The 13,280-nt window shown below is 41.8% G+C and carries 13 protein-coding genes; 2 read left to right on the top strand and 11 right to left on the bottom strand.

Translation table 11 applies throughout. The annotated features are described in order from the left end of the window. Nucleotides 1-333: 333 nt before the first annotated feature. The 8 genes from ABJH64_RS01885 to ABJH64_RS01850 form a co-directional block, all read right to left on the bottom strand. Complete coding sequence (locus ABJH64_RS01885; RefSeq protein ID WP_348273876.1) at nucleotides 334-1,068, bottom strand: outer membrane lipoprotein-sorting protein; 735 nt, start codon at nucleotides 1,066-1,068, stop codon at nucleotides 334-336. An 11-nt stretch (nucleotides 1,069-1,079) separates the two neighbouring features. Then, on the bottom strand, nucleotides 1,080-2,351 hold the full coding sequence (locus ABJH64_RS01880; RefSeq protein ID WP_348273875.1) for an FtsX-like permease family protein: 1,272 nt from the start codon (nucleotides 2,349-2,351) through the stop codon (nucleotides 1,080-1,082). 70 nt (nucleotides 2,352-2,421) lie between these two features. After that, nucleotides 2,422-3,570: an FtsX-like permease family protein gene (locus ABJH64_RS01875; protein ID WP_348273874.1), complete on the bottom strand. Its 1,149-nt coding sequence runs from the start codon at nucleotides 3,568-3,570 to the stop codon at nucleotides 2,422-2,424. Continuing rightward, nucleotides 3,567-4,280 (bottom strand): ABC transporter ATP-binding protein, encoded by a 714-nt coding sequence (locus ABJH64_RS01870; RefSeq protein WP_348273873.1) that lies wholly within the window; start codon nucleotides 4,278-4,280, stop codon nucleotides 3,567-3,569. Before ABJH64_RS01870 ends, ABJH64_RS01875 begins: the two co-directional genes overlap by 4 nt. Nucleotides 4,281-4,293: 13 nt before the next feature. After that, nucleotides 4,294-5,439 (bottom strand): hypothetical protein, encoded by a 1,146-nt coding sequence (locus tag ABJH64_RS01865; RefSeq protein WP_348273872.1) that lies wholly within the window; start codon nucleotides 5,437-5,439, stop codon nucleotides 4,294-4,296. After that, a complete protein-coding gene (locus ABJH64_RS01860; RefSeq protein WP_348273871.1) occupies nucleotides 5,439-6,020 on the bottom strand; it encodes a TetR/AcrR family transcriptional regulator in 582 nt (193 codons plus the stop codon). Before ABJH64_RS01860 ends, ABJH64_RS01865 begins: the two co-directional genes overlap by 1 nt. Nucleotides 6,021-6,294: 274 nt before the next feature. Beyond that, a complete protein-coding gene (locus ABJH64_RS01855; protein WP_348299574.1) occupies nucleotides 6,295-8,661 on the bottom strand; it encodes a S9 family peptidase in 2,367 nt (788 codons plus the stop codon). Between the two features lie 28 nt (nucleotides 8,662-8,689). Then, nucleotides 8,690-9,025 (bottom strand): Hpt domain-containing protein, encoded by a 336-nt coding sequence (locus ABJH64_RS01850; protein WP_348299575.1) that lies wholly within the window; start codon nucleotides 9,023-9,025, stop codon nucleotides 8,690-8,692. A gap of 406 nt (nucleotides 9,026-9,431) precedes the next feature. On the opposite strand from ABJH64_RS01850, the gene ABJH64_RS01845 reads away from it, so the two are divergent. Then, complete coding sequence (locus tag ABJH64_RS01845) at nucleotides 9,432-10,079, top strand: hypothetical protein (protein ID WP_348276722.1); 648 nt, start codon at nucleotides 9,432-9,434, stop codon at nucleotides 10,077-10,079. A gap of 254 nt (nucleotides 10,080-10,333) precedes the next feature. Here ABJH64_RS01845 and ABJH64_RS01840 read toward each other — a convergent pair whose 3' ends face one another. Both ABJH64_RS01840 and ABJH64_RS01835 read right to left on the bottom strand, forming a co-directional pair. Beyond that, nucleotides 10,334-10,951, bottom strand: a complete 618-nt coding sequence (locus ABJH64_RS01840; RefSeq protein ID WP_348276723.1) for a deoxynucleoside kinase — start codon at nucleotides 10,949-10,951, stop codon at nucleotides 10,334-10,336. Between the two features lie 4 nt (nucleotides 10,952-10,955). Continuing rightward, nucleotides 10,956-11,846: a 3-hydroxybutyryl-CoA dehydrogenase gene (locus ABJH64_RS01835; RefSeq protein ID WP_348276724.1), complete on the bottom strand. Its 891-nt coding sequence runs from the start codon at nucleotides 11,844-11,846 to the stop codon at nucleotides 10,956-10,958. Between the two features lie 176 nt (nucleotides 11,847-12,022). Here ABJH64_RS01835 and ABJH64_RS01830 point away from each other — a divergent pair, with 176 nt between their 5' ends. Then, complete coding sequence (locus tag ABJH64_RS01830) at nucleotides 12,023-12,859, top strand: S1-like domain-containing RNA-binding protein (protein WP_348276725.1); 837 nt, start codon at nucleotides 12,023-12,025, stop codon at nucleotides 12,857-12,859. Here ABJH64_RS01830 and ABJH64_RS01825 read toward each other — a convergent pair. Then, nucleotides 12,837-13,211: a glutaredoxin gene (locus tag ABJH64_RS01825; protein WP_348276726.1), complete on the bottom strand. Its 375-nt coding sequence runs from the start codon at nucleotides 13,209-13,211 to the stop codon at nucleotides 12,837-12,839. The two genes, ABJH64_RS01830 and ABJH64_RS01825, sit on opposite strands and share 23 nt — an antisense overlap. Between the last annotated feature and the right edge of the window lie 69 nt (nucleotides 13,212-13,280).

Below are 13,280 nucleotides of genomic sequence, written 5' to 3'. Positions count from 1 at the left end.
TGAGTTTTCGGGACTCTTTTTTTTATGGGTGATTTTTTAATTACCGCGCATTGAAGTGATTTAGTTTAAACCTTCCGATTTTGACCTAAAGTAAGTGAGGTCTTATTTTTTAGACTGTAATGCCTATGATAGTTGCGAAAGTATTCAGCTTGTAAATGCTATGATAGGGCTTCGGTAGTGCAAATTCCCGACAGCGAGTATAGCTCGTGATTCAGAAGAGCGTGAGAATGCAAGTCATGAATTTCATAGCCATTCATTCGCACGTAGGCAAAAAAAAGACAGCCACTTGGCTGCCTATTTCTTCTATCTGGGTTTATAAACTACTAGTTGGTATTACTTTTTCAAAGAAGCTTTGCTAAAAATGTAGTCTGGAATCGGGGTGTCAAACTCCACATTCAATACAATGAAATCCGTCCCTTTCCCATCTTTAAGTACATCTTTATAATTCATTTTCATAGGGTACCATTTGCCACCTACCTTCTTAACGTCGGAGAGGATCACTCTTTTTAGCATCTGTCCGCTTTTGGCAAAGAGTTCTTCTTTCAGAGGAACAAATCGTTCTTGGTCAACCCAAGTTTTGCGGCTATGATACGTCGCATCATTCACCTTGGCGATCAGCTCTATCACCCAGGTCTTTCTGCCATCTATTACTTCTTCTCCGATCACTTTAGAATTATAGATTTCGATTAGTTTCCTGTCCTCCATCATATCCTCATAGGATAGGTCAGAACCCATCACAGACTGACGAAGCATGTGACCGGATAGCTGTATGGTGCGATCCGTATCAGGAGAATAGATCCAAAGTCTATCTTCTAGTTTGAGCATCTTGGTACCCTTGTCTCTAGCAGGAGCTAAATACTCTGTGAATGAGCGATCGGAGCCTTCACTGTAACCTTTGGAAGTCACCGTTCGACTGTTTCTGCTGCTATGAATCACCATGTTAGATTCGGTGATAGTGGTTTTAGCAGTCATGTTCTCATCTACTTTCTTGATGATTCCTTCTGCATCAGGATAATCCTGATTTGGGAAGAAAAATAGGCTGAATAGACTGATTAATAGATAGTTCATAATATGGGTAGTTAAACTTCGAGTTCTTTAAATAATACGGCTGTTTGCCTTTTGTAAATTCCAATGCCTGAAAGCATCGTTCCGATCACCATCGCAAATAGACCTGGGATAAAACCTAAATAGAGTAGGTTAGGGGTGTATTTTGCTCGGATAATAGAAGGCATCATCATCGTGCCACCATCTACCATTCCGCTGATGTCTATCCCATTGTATTGGAGGTAAAATGTCAGTGCCAAGCCTATGGCCGTTCCGATTAACGATCCAATAGCTCCGATAATGATAGCTTCCAGGACCATTCTACTATAGATTTGTCCTTTAGACTCTCCTAATGCTAGACGAATACCAAACTCTTGGTATCGCCTCAAACCACCCAGCAAACCCGTATTCCAAAGAACTAGCGACATTGCAAAAACGAATATCCCTACGAACAGCCCTGAATACACATCAACCATGTCCAGATAGCTAGCCAAGTTGTTTTGTTCTTTTAGCGTGAGCATTACTGGAGCGTATTCGTCTTCTTGATTAGTTTTTTGATTAAAGTCATCAGCAGTATCCGTCGCTTTTTCATCTACATATACGGCATCATCAAGATATCCGAGAATCTCCGTAGATCCATCGTACATATCGAGCATGTTTTGAGCGTCAGAGATGTCTATGATGATGGCACCTTTGTCGAGTGAAGCTGTGCCAAAGCGAATCAGTCCGGTGACAACAAAGCCTTTGAAAGACATGCTGCCGTTCATCGTGCTACCCACATAGGTTACTTCGTCTCCGATTTTTACGTCGAGTTTTTCTGCAAATTCCGCAGCAATAATGGCTTCTCCAGGATTGGTAGGTACAGTACCTGAGACCAAAGAAGCGAGAATATTCATTCGTTCTATTTCACCGCTACTTTGGTCAAAAAGCTGAACTGCCATGCCTGCTGCCGGCCCTTGACCTTTGGTCTCGCCATTTTCGTCGGGCACGTCGATCAATCCACCAAAGTTAGTTCGTTCTACCCACTGAAGCGATGGATAAGCTTGTTCCAAAGCTGCCTGCAAGGAATCTACCCCGAGGATTGCCAGGTCCAGCGGCAACTGATCCATGTTTTCACGGTATGCCTTAGTCACCACTTTCACGTGGCCAGTTTGGAAGCGAGCGTTTTGATCGGTGAGATCTCCCATCACACCCCGTAGATAGCCACTTAGTAAAACAGTAAGGGTGACGCCGATCGTGATGATTATAATAGGGAGCAAGCTTCTGCTTCTATCTCTAAGAATACCTTTTAATATGAATTTAAACATGAGTCCAGTAGCTTGGGGTAATTAGATTTACTTTTAAAAAAACAAACGCTGAGGAAGTGGAGGAAAATCTTCATATAACCTTGCCTTTAATCGCATCTACAGGATCTAGTCTTGAGATTTTGCGAGTAGGGAGAAAGCTCACGATCGTAGCTGAAAGTACGATGATTACAATTGTACCAAGGATTAGCCCAACTCCATAGATAGGATATATTCGTTCTGCCAAGGTTACTCCCATGTCCATCGAAGCAGCAGGCATTCCTATGCCAGTTTTACTTAAGTATAGTAAAAGCGGAATACCATAAAGACTACCTAGAATCATAGCGAAAATACTATACATACTACCTTCTACCGTGAACAACCGAATCACTGAGAGACGGGTCATTCCTAGTGCGATGTAGGTTCCTATTTCTTTTTGTCTTCTGAAAATGGATAATACCTGTGTATCGAAAATCGCGAGTAGCGCAATAGTCATCAATAGCCCATAGAGTATCAGGCCACTGGACTTTTTCATTGTTATAATATCAGTAAGTTCCTGAAGGAGATTATCTTGACTGCGGTAATTCCAACCTGAAATATCATAAGGCTTATCTTCAGAAGCGATTAACATAGTCGCTTCGCTCTGCAAACCTGTCATCGCCCAGAGTTTCTCTATATCCAGCCAGACCTGGCCGTTATCTACAGTTCCTACATCCGTATCGAAAATGGCTGCGATGGTAATGTTTTGAGCATCAAATGTTCCGTTCTTATCTCTCCATCTCAATAGAAGATTATCACCAACGGCAAGTTTTGCGGCTTCAGCCATGCGCTTTCCTATTAAAACAGGAATCTCAGCATCGGTACTAGCTAGCAAATTTGTAGGAATGGCAAGGATCTCTTGATCAGTTTTGATTCCTTTCAGCACGATTGACATCATTCTGCCTTTAGGGTAAATAGAACCCTGAACAAGAAGAATAGGGTTAAGGGTAGGATCATCAGGGTATGTCCCATGTGCATCTTGGATCGTAAAGGGGTCTTGTGGATCATATTCCTCATGCAACACCTGACCATTTCCAAATTCCCATTTGATACTTTCCCTTCTGGCTTGGTTATCCCAGCCATCGATGATACCATTGAAGAAAATGATAATCACAAAAGACAGCGATAGGACAGCGGAATTAAGGATTGTCCTCAAACCGGCTCCCATGAGGTTTCGATAGGCTAATTGAAAGGCGAGTTTCATAGCACACCAAGTTCGGCTGTGACCAATTCGTCTTTCACTACTTTTCCATCCTTCAAATTGACGATTCTATCCAGATACTTCATCACTTTCTCATCGTGAGTGGAGAAGAGAAAAGTAGTGTTCAGTTCCTGGTTTAGTTTTTTCATCATCTTCAAGATGGTATGTGCATTTGCTGCATCCAGATTGGCCGTTGGTTCATCGGCGATGAGGATTTCGGGTCGCTTCACCATCGCTCTGGCTATAGCTACCCGCTGTCCTTCACCACCAGAAAGTTTGGATGGCCTTTTATCTTTCAAGTCTGTCAATCCTACCCAATCCAGCGCTTCCATCACCATTTTCTTTCGATCGGATTCGGAATAGTCCTGTAGCAAAAGCGCAAATTCCACGTTTTCATACACCGTGTAAACCGGAAGGAGATTGTAAACCTGGAATATAAATCCGATGTGTTTATTTCTCAGTAGTGCAGATTCTTTGTGTGAAAGAGCCGAGATGCTTTTTCCCATTACCATCGCAGAACCTTCAGTAGGCTTATCCAAACTGCCGATGATGTTCAACAGCGTGGTTTTTCCCGAACCACTTGGACCTACAAATCCCGCAAACTCCCCAGCTGTATATTCTAAGTTGATCTTACTAAGTGCTGTGAATTCACCCTCACCGTCTTTGAAGCGCTTGGTGACGTCTTTGATTGAAATAATTGGTTTTTTCTCCATGATTATTTTTCGGTTAGTGATTGTAAACCAGCATCAGACGTATGCCCGGGCCGGTGAGTGAATATTCGGGTTCGCTTTCGATCAGTCCAGCACGTGTGTCAGGATTGTAAAAAGCCATGATATATCCCAAGAATTTCGGGAACTGATGTTGGTAATTCAGAAATACGGAAGCGTAGCTACCCTCCCAATTGTAAGTAGAGACTGCACTTAGATTGTCAAACAGTCCAAGCGGGTAAGCCAACGTCACAGCAGTACTGTTGGAAGGATTTTCAAAGCTAAAGGCCTCTTGATCAGAGGTTCCAAGCAAATGTTCTCCCACCACATTCAGCCCGCTGCCAATCCCGAATGTATAATCAGCTCCCACGTTCAGCAGCGTTTGATTTGTCAGGATTCCCAAGTCCATGGACTTGTGGATGTGAGATCCTTCCAGCCATAATCCAATCGTTACATCGAATTTGACATCCAATCCATACCGATTTTCAGGGATTTTTTCATAGTGAGGAATCAACTCTTGATTCTCCGAACTCGCCTGCCGATGATGATAGGAGAGGCCAATTTCACCTCGTGGAATAGGGTATTGAATCCTTCCTCCGATCTCTGGGGTTTTAGGCGTGGTTTTTAAAACTTCATAGCCTTTGGTTTCTTTGTTTCCATAAAGCGTCCAAAACCAAATGTTTGCATTGTTGAGGAAATAATACCTACCCAAAGCTGCATACACGCCGTTGGTGATTGCCAAGGGATCACGGGGATCGACTTGGTTGAACCATTGAAGTGGCCTTAAGACAGTGGCAACGCCAAAATCAATCTTTTGCAATCCTACTCGTACTTCAAATTGATTTCCCGAATACCTGGCCCAAATTCGGTAAGGATCAATGCTGCCGTCCGCATTAATGTCATCAAGTGAATGGAAATTGGCAGATCCTGAGATATTGGCCGAGGCAAAAAAGTCGATTTTGTTTATTCCTGTGGAATCCAACGGTATGGCATAGGATAACTCAGGAATATATCTTCCACCAAAGAGAAATTCATTTTTGACATCAGGAGAAAAATTGCCAAACGCAGATAGTTGCCCGTTGAAAATAAGTTTCTCTTTCTCTTGGGCTTTCGCGTGGACAAGAAGACTACATGAGATTAACAGTATGAGTCCCGCTCGTATCATTACTCTTGGTCTCTAGGAGGGAATATACCATAAAGGAAAAATTGCCCAAGCTCCTTGATCGCATCCTTAGGCTCTGAGTACATGCTAGTAAAGGATTCCTTAGTCATCTGCTCATTCAGCATGGTAATCATATTCATGATGAAACTGATTTTTATATCTTTTCGAATGTATCCGTCTTCTTGAGCTTTGAACAAATCTCTGATGAATGCAGCATTATATTTATCTGAAAGTGCCGTGAAGTGTGACTTGAGCTCTGTGTTTTCGTTTGCGATTATTTCTTGGATAAACTCATTGCTCATATTTTGAGACTCATCGTGCTCAAGATTCATCACTTTAATCATCTTCTGTTCAAAGGGAATATCCAAATTCATGAGCTCGGTGTATTTCTTAAATGTATGATCCATGAATTTGGTGAGCACTTTCTTAGCGATGTCTTCTTTGTTTTCAAAGTTGCGGTAAAAGCTCATTTTGCTAGTTTCAGCATTTTCCGCGATCTCTTCTATACTTGTCTTTTTAATTCCATATTTCCAGAAAAGCTCCTGAGCTGATTCCAAAAGACGTCCGGCAATTTTAGAGGGCATTTTGTTACTTTATTTATTTAATGTTACAAATTTTGTAAATAAATTAATATAACGTAACATAATGAGCTATTCGTATTCATGAACCGGGAGAGGAAAATTTGTGATCATATAATAAGCGCTTGAAGAATTATAAAAAGTCAGGTTTCCAATCGTCTTCCGGCTGTTAGGGGATTTTCCTAATGACAAAAAAAAATGGCTGATCATGTGACCAGCCATTTTGATTATTTGGATTTGGAAAATGCCCAATTAGGGTTACTAATCATTCTTTTCTAAATCATTCTTCCAATAATGTCTCATTAAACAACTTCAGAATACGCTTGTATTCATCTGTCCAAGAGCTTGGCTCTACGAAACCATGGTCTTCCACCGGATAGATTGCCATTTCCCAGTTGTCTTTTCCTAGCTCTATAAAACGCTGTGAAAGTCTCACCACATCCTGGAAATGCACATTCACATCGACCATTCCATGAGCCATGAGTAAGTTTCCTTTGAGACCTTCGGCAAAGTAAATAGGAGATGAGCGACGGTAGGCTATCGGATCTTCTTCCGGAGTGTTCAGAATATTGGCTGTGTAGCCATGATTGTAATGCGCCCAATCCGTCACTGACCGCAGTGCGGCACCTGACTTGAAGGTATCGGAAGCATTGAAAAGTGCCATCAACGTAATGAAACCTCCATAGCTTCCACCATAGAGACCTACGCGCTCAGGATCTACGCCGTGATTTGCTACGAGGAATTTCACGCCATCTACTTGGTCTGACAGATCTTTACCGCCCATGTGACGATAGATTCCAGTTCTCCAGTCTCTGCCGTATCCAGCTGATCCACGATAATCTATGTCCAGCACAGTGTATCCCAAGTCAGTTAGCATATTATGGAACATGTATTCTCTAAAGTAGCTACTCCACCATTTATGGACATTCTGCAAATAACCTGCTCCATGGACGAAAACTACGGCTGCTCCATTCTTTTTGGCGGGATCTGGCTTGTACAATCTGGCATGAACTTGTGCGCCATCCTCTGCCGGGAATAAAACGATCTCCGGATCTCTCCACTCATAGGCTTTGAATTCTTCGCTTTGACCAGAAGTCAGCTGCTCAGCTTTAGCACCTACTTTGTTTTCTTGGATATAAAGTTCAGCAGGGATATTACTGTAGGAGTAAATGATGGCAAGATTTTTCTCATCTGGAGAAAGCGACACGTCGTTGTTTCCGGTCATGGAGGTGAGCTTCTGCATCTTTCCACCCATAAGTGGCATTTTGTAGAAATGTCTCTCTCCGGGATGTACCTCAGAAGTAGTCAGATACCATGATTTTTTATCCTTTGAAAGGAACGGATTGAATACCTCGTATTTTCCAGAAGTCAACGCCTTTTTTTCACCTGTGGTGACATCCAGCACGTAAAGATGAGAATACCCACTTTCTTCAGACTGGAAATAAATGTGCTTGCTGTCTGGCAGCCAGCCCAACGTACCGCCATAGGATGATCTGCCTATCCCAGGGCCTGCGATCCAAGCCTCATCGCGCTGACGATCTAGGGTTTTTAATTCTCCCGTTTGCAAATCTACTGATGCGATCCATCTGTCTTTGTTGTCCGCAGAACCAGCATGTATGATTGCTTTTTTTCCGTCAGGAGAAAAGTATGGACTTGAAAGCATCACATCCCGTTCTTTTTCCTCCCAAGTTTTGTCAGGATAATCTTTCACATAATCTGGTAAATCTTTGATTCCTTCCAAGTCCGAAGTGGCGATGAAATAGACTGTATCTCGCGTCAGGTCATATATACCCACTTCAGTTTTGGTAGGCTCAGTTCCTACTTTTGCTCTTGTTCTGAGGTCGGTGGTGTACCCAGAGGCATCTACATAATCGGGAACGATGGTGTTTTTGCTGCTAGAAGAAGTGTAAAGTATGAAGGTGGCGAATTTGCCATCCGGAGATAGTTGGAGGTTTACCGGGCTTTTTCCTCCAGTGTAGTAAGTAAAAGGCTCTTCTTCACTGCGGTAGGCTTCCCTATAGTCATTTCTCTTTTTGCCATTTTCTTTGCGCTCATTTACCACAGAAAGTAGCTTAAGGTTCTCAGATTCTAGCCAAGCCACCTTTTCTTCTTCAGATTTGGAGCTGTCTTTTGGTTTGTTTTCTGTAGAGATGTTGGTTGCTTTTCTGAAAGCCTTGGTGGCTCTGTTATAGACGAAAACATTTCCTTTGGACACGAAGGAAATTTCCTGCTCATTAGCCATGAATTTCGGGTTATTGAAATTCTCAGGCCATTCCAGTAGCATGGTCGAGGTGAAGGAGCTCATATCTTCGAGCATCAGTTTTTTATCCTCTTGGTAGAGTCTTAGAGATTTGTCCGAATTGAAGTCTTCTGAGTTACGTTCAATAGATTTCATTTCCTTCCAACTCACTTTAGAAATCACTCCTTTTTGTGCCAATCCTAATTTATACAAGGAGTCTGCAGGGTCTTTGTCTTTGTTGTACTGAAAGTAAATAGTCTTAGAGTCATCTGACCATGATGCTGAAGAAGGGAAATTACCCATCCACATCGGGTCTCTCATGATGTATTCTACACTCAAAGGTGATTGAGCCTGTGCTTGCAGGAGGACAAAGCATAGCAAAGGCAGAAAGAGTAGTTTTCGCTGCATGTTCATTATGGGTTTGTTTATTCTGTACTTAGTTGATTGATTTCAAAAACTGGTGTAGCTCAGTTTCGATGTTGCTTAGGTGAATATGGAGGAGGGTGTTTAATTCACTGAAATCTTCTTGACCACTTTCTATATCCTCTATGATTTTTCGGGTTTTGAGTGCCCCAATGTAGTTCATGCTAGGTTTTGCTTTGTGGCAGCGCTTTTTAATAGTGGTAAATTCTCCCTGTTGATGGAGGTTTTGAAGTTGTTTGAGATCCTTGATGTTGGTGGTTAGGATTATCTCAACCATCTCTTTAATCATTTCTGGATCATCTTCACCGAAATACTGATAAATCGATTGTTCACTAATATATTGATACATGGGTAAATCAAAAGGTAATTAACTATAAAAAGTCAGTTAGGTCCGTCTTCCTAAAATTAAGCAACATTTTCAAAAAGTATATTTTTAGGCCAAGGTCTTTCAATAATTAGTAAACATTTGCCTCAGATCTGCTTTGAATGGTTAATTTTGTGGCCTATTGCTACAAAAAACAAGAATGAAATGCCTAGGAATAAGAAGATATTTTTGATCCTGTTCGTGATTTTCATGTTAATCATGTGCTATATAGGATATGATATTTCGCAGAGAACTACTTTTCCAGGATCAAAAGGAAACTTGGAAAAGAGAATAGGAGATGACTTAGGGGGTGACTCTAAGTAGCCATTGCCTATAGCTCTACACAGTGCTATATACTGGCACGAAACGGTAGCCCAGATAAAGACATACCATGGATAACTTAATGACCCGGCAGCTAGCCCTTATTTTACGAGAGGGAGAAGTGGATTTTGAGCGGGATTTTGAATTAGAGATTCAGCCGAGCTATTTGGATCAAAAGGGAAGAATGTGGCTCGAAGAAATCTATAAAGATCTAGGTGGAAAGGGTTCTTTACCTTTGTTTGAAAAGTTGAAATTTGACTTCAAAATCAATAGAAACTTGTTTGTCTATGATGAGGAATTGCACTTCAATCGCTACAGATTAATCACTTTTAAATCAGATCTTTATTTCGAGCTTAATTTTCCTTTTCTAGAAACTCAAAAGAGACTCTGTAGGAGCTATGAAAAGGAATGCCTAAAGGTAGGGCTGCGGCAAAGAATCTGGAACGGCCCACCGGTGGCCAGGCATTGCTTCGGTGAAGCAGACGAGCCCGGTGACTTCTCTGGAAATGGCGCCGTGGGATGGAAGCTTTCCGCTTATAACGATGCGCAGATTGATCTGCAAACTAGAATACACGGGTATAAGCTTTTTAGGATTACTCCCTATGAAACATTAATGACTGGAGGTTCGCTGAAGCGATTGGATCAATTGCTGATCAACCCCAAAGAAGAGCAGCGTACCATGCTTTTAAATTGGTTTTTGCGAAAATATCAGGGGTAACTATTCTGCTATGCGATTATTCCTAATGATGACAGTCGCCTTAGCTTCTAAGCTTATCCGGTCGGAAGATTAAAGACCGAAGGGGGCTCAATTAGTAAGTTTAACTTTTCCTTGTTTGCTTCTACTTCTTCATTGAGAGAAAAGCGGATAAGAATAGCTTACCAACTAGCCACATAGATTTCATGGGGGTTTAATCTTAAAACCTATGATTTTCTATGTGGCTATGTGATATAGTAAATCACCCACTTAAATTCTCAGGCAAATAGCCCGAAAATCTCTCGCTCCACTTTTTCTACCACAAATGAGAAATCCGCGGGATTTTCCACAAAGTCCAACTTATTGACATCTATAACCAACAATTTCCCTTCGGTGTAACCTGAGATCCATTCTTCGTAATGGGTATTGAGATTTTTCAGATAATCTATACGCATAGCGGTTTCATAGCTTCGGCCACGCTTTTCGATTTGTCCCACAAGCTTTGGAATATCTGCTTTCAGGTAAATCAAAAGATCCGGTGCTTTCACATGAGCGACCATACTATTGAAGAGGCCTTGGTAATTTTGATAGTCGCGATCGGTAAGGAGTTGACTTTTATGCAGATTGGCAGCGAAAATATAAGCATCCTCGTAGATCGTTCTATCTTGAATCGTAGGCTTATTACTTTCCTGTATGACTTTGATTTGATTGAATCTCGAATTCAGGAAATATACCTGAAGATGAAAAGACCAGCGCTCCATATCTTCATAGAAATCAGATAAGTAAGGATTTCCATCTACAGCTTCAAATTCAGCGTGCCAGCCGTAGTGTTTGGCTAATTTTTCGGTAAGGGTGGTCTTGCCACTGCCAATGTTACCTGATACAGCAATATGCATTTTCTTAGTTGGAGAAGCGTGGAGATACGACTGCGTCTTTGCTTCCCGGGGTATATTTGTAAAAACCTTCGCCCGATTTTACGCCTTTGAAACCTGCTTCTACCATATTTACCAGTAGGGGACATGGCGCAAATTTAGGATTTCCGAAACCGTCATGGAGCACTTTTAAAATCGAAAGGCAAACATCCAGTCCGATGAAATCTGCTAGTTGCAATGGGCCCATCGGGTGTGCCATGCCGAGCTTCATCACCGTATCGATCTCATGCACGCCAGCCACCCCTTCGAAAAGTGAGTAGATCGCCTCATTGATCATTGGCATGAGGATTCTGTTTGCCACAAAACCAGGATAATCATTGACTTCCACGGGATCTTTAGAAAGATTAGAGGAAAGACTCATGATTTTCATTGTTACCTCATCAGAAGTAGCGTAGCCGCGAATTACTTCCACAAGTTTCATTACAGGAACAGGATTCATAAAGTGCATTCCTATGACTTGCTCCGGTCTAGTAGTTACCGCGGCTATTTTTGTAATGGAAATTGAGGAAGTGTTACTTGCCAAAATAGCCTTCTCTGGACTGAATTGATCGATTTTTTTAAATATATCCAGTTTCAGCTCCATGTTTTCAGTTGCTGCTTCTACAACTAAGTCGGCTGATTTTACGCCAGATTGTAGATCTGTGAAAGTTTGGATTTTGCCTAAAGCTGTATTTTTCTCGTCCTCTGTGATCAAGCCTTTGCTTACTTGTCTGTCTAGATTTTTGGTGATTGTTGCCAGGGCTTTTGTTAAAAACTCTGGCTTGATATCGATCAGGCTGACCTCGTAGCCATGCTGAGCAAAAACATGCGCGATGCCATTTCCCATCGTTCCTGAACCAATGACTGAGATATTTTTCATAAGGAGGTGCTTTACTTTAATGTTATATTTTGGGTGTATTCTAACTGATTTTCGCAGTAGTAGAGGCCAAAGCTACTCCTGGCACTCACCAATTCCAATTTTTTAACTTTCGATTCCCGACTTTGTTTGTCGGAAAAGTTCAGTTTCAAACTGCGAATATTGCCTACCTTTGACACATGACAGAACTTGGTTTACTATCAAAATTACCCATCAATAGATTTACAGACAACGGGGCTTATTTGGGGTTGAGCTCTGGAGAAGAGGTTTTGCTACCCAAGGGTTACCTTCTCGGAGAAGAGAAGGAAGGCGACTTGATCGAGGTGTTTGTTTATACCGACAGCGAAGATCGACCGGTGGCAGTTACCCAAAAACCGCTGGCACTCTTGGATGAGTTTGCGGTTTTGGAGGCAAAGGAAGTGACTTCTTTTGGGGCGTTTGTAGATTGGGGATTGCCGAAAGATCTTTTTATACCCAAGTCAGAAATGGGTAAAAATATGGAAGTTGGCCAGAAATACCTGGTGAAAATCTGTGTGGACTTTAAGACCAACCGGCTGATCGGTGTGAATAAATACCGTGATTTCCTGCGTCTAGCTCCGCTGGATTGGGAAGAAGGGAAAGAGCTGGAAGGGTTGATTTTCGAAGAAACGGATTTAGGTTTCAAGGTATTGATTGATAATGAATACGAAGGCTTACTTTTTAGAAATGAGGTTTTTCAGCCTTTAGAACTGGGAGAAAAGCGAAAAGTCTATATTAAAAAGAACCGTGAAGATGGTAAGTTGGATTTACAGCTACTGCCTCCTGGTCGAGTGAAATACGACGTTGGTTCTGAAAAAATCCTCTCCATTCTAGAAGCTAAAGGTTTTTTGCCTTTGCACGACAAATCCACTCCTGAGGAGATTCAGGAGCAATTGGGGATGAGTAAGAAGCATTTCAAACAATGCATAGGGCAACTTTACAAGGCTAGGGCGATTCTGATCGAATCGGATGGCATTAGACTAAATGCATCGAATTAAGCTTCAGAATATCCGTTGGGGTGGTGCAGAGGATTGCTCGATGACGAAGGCTTGCGATAGGAGCTTTGATCAGGTTGGGAGATTTGATTAGAATATTCAGCCAGCTTTCCTCGTCCCAGTTTTTTCCAGCGATAAATCGCTGATAATCTGGATGAGCTCGATTTAAAAGATCCTTTGCCCGAAGGTTAAGCTTGAGCAAGAGTGAGTTCCACTGAGTGGCAGTGAGCTTCTCTTTGCTTAGGTCAATGGTGTTCACAAATTGCGAAATTGACTTAGCATAAGCGAGGGTTTGTTTGTCCACTACCTGGTTGGGAGAATGATAGAAATACATTTCTGATGGGTGAGTTTTCATGGCTTACAGGGTTTATTTGATTAATAAGGTACTGATTATCTACGTTTTATAAAAGAATTTATTTTTAAA

Origin of the sequence: Algoriphagus sp. (assembly GCF_039969895.1) — a bacterium.
Classification (GTDB): domain Bacteria; phylum Bacteroidota; class Bacteroidia; order Cytophagales; family Cyclobacteriaceae; genus Algoriphagus.
The sequence above is the reverse complement of the archived record's forward strand: the minus strand, read 5'-3'. Positions and strand labels throughout refer to the sequence as shown.

Excerpts from the sequence above, each read along its gene's own strand:
- ABJH64_RS01830 (WP_348276725.1), top strand. The coding sequence starts at position 12,023 with ATGACAGAACTTGGTTTACTATCAAAATTACCCATCAATAGATTTACA.
- ABJH64_RS01880 (WP_348273875.1), bottom strand. The coding sequence starts at position 2,351 with ATGTTTAAATTCATATTAAAAGGTATTCTTAGAGATAGAAGCAGAAGC.
- ABJH64_RS01865 (WP_348273872.1), bottom strand. The coding sequence starts at position 5,439 with ATGATACGAGCGGGACTCATACTGTTAATCTCATGTAGTCTTCTTGTC.
- ABJH64_RS01850 (WP_348299575.1), bottom strand. The coding sequence starts at position 9,025 with ATGTATCAATATATTAGTGAACAATCGATTTATCAGTATTTCGGTGAA.
- ABJH64_RS01825 (WP_348276726.1), bottom strand. The coding sequence starts at position 13,211 with ATGAAAACTCACCCATCAGAAATGTATTTCTATCATTCTCCCAACCAG.
- ABJH64_RS01860 (WP_348273871.1), bottom strand. The coding sequence starts at position 6,020 with ATGCCCTCTAAAATTGCCGGACGTCTTTTGGAATCAGCTCAGGAGCTT.
- ABJH64_RS01835 (WP_348276724.1), bottom strand. The coding sequence starts at position 11,846 with ATGAAAAATATCTCAGTCATTGGTTCAGGAACGATGGGAAATGGCATC.
- ABJH64_RS01845 (WP_348276722.1), top strand. The coding sequence starts at position 9,432 with ATGGATAACTTAATGACCCGGCAGCTAGCCCTTATTTTACGAGAGGGA.
- ABJH64_RS01885 (WP_348273876.1), bottom strand. The coding sequence starts at position 1,068 with ATGAACTATCTATTAATCAGTCTATTCAGCCTATTTTTCTTCCCAAAT.
- ABJH64_RS01870 (WP_348273873.1), bottom strand. The coding sequence starts at position 4,280 with ATGGAGAAAAAACCAATTATTTCAATCAAAGACGTCACCAAGCGCTTC.
- ABJH64_RS01855 (WP_348299574.1), bottom strand. The coding sequence starts at position 8,661 with ATGCAGCGAAAACTACTCTTTCTGCCTTTGCTATGCTTTGTCCTCCTG.
- ABJH64_RS01840 (WP_348276723.1), bottom strand. The coding sequence starts at position 10,951 with ATGCATATTGCTGTATCAGGTAACATTGGCAGTGGCAAGACCACCCTT.
- ABJH64_RS01875 (WP_348273874.1), bottom strand. The coding sequence starts at position 3,570 with ATGAAACTCGCCTTTCAATTAGCCTATCGAAACCTCATGGGAGCCGGT.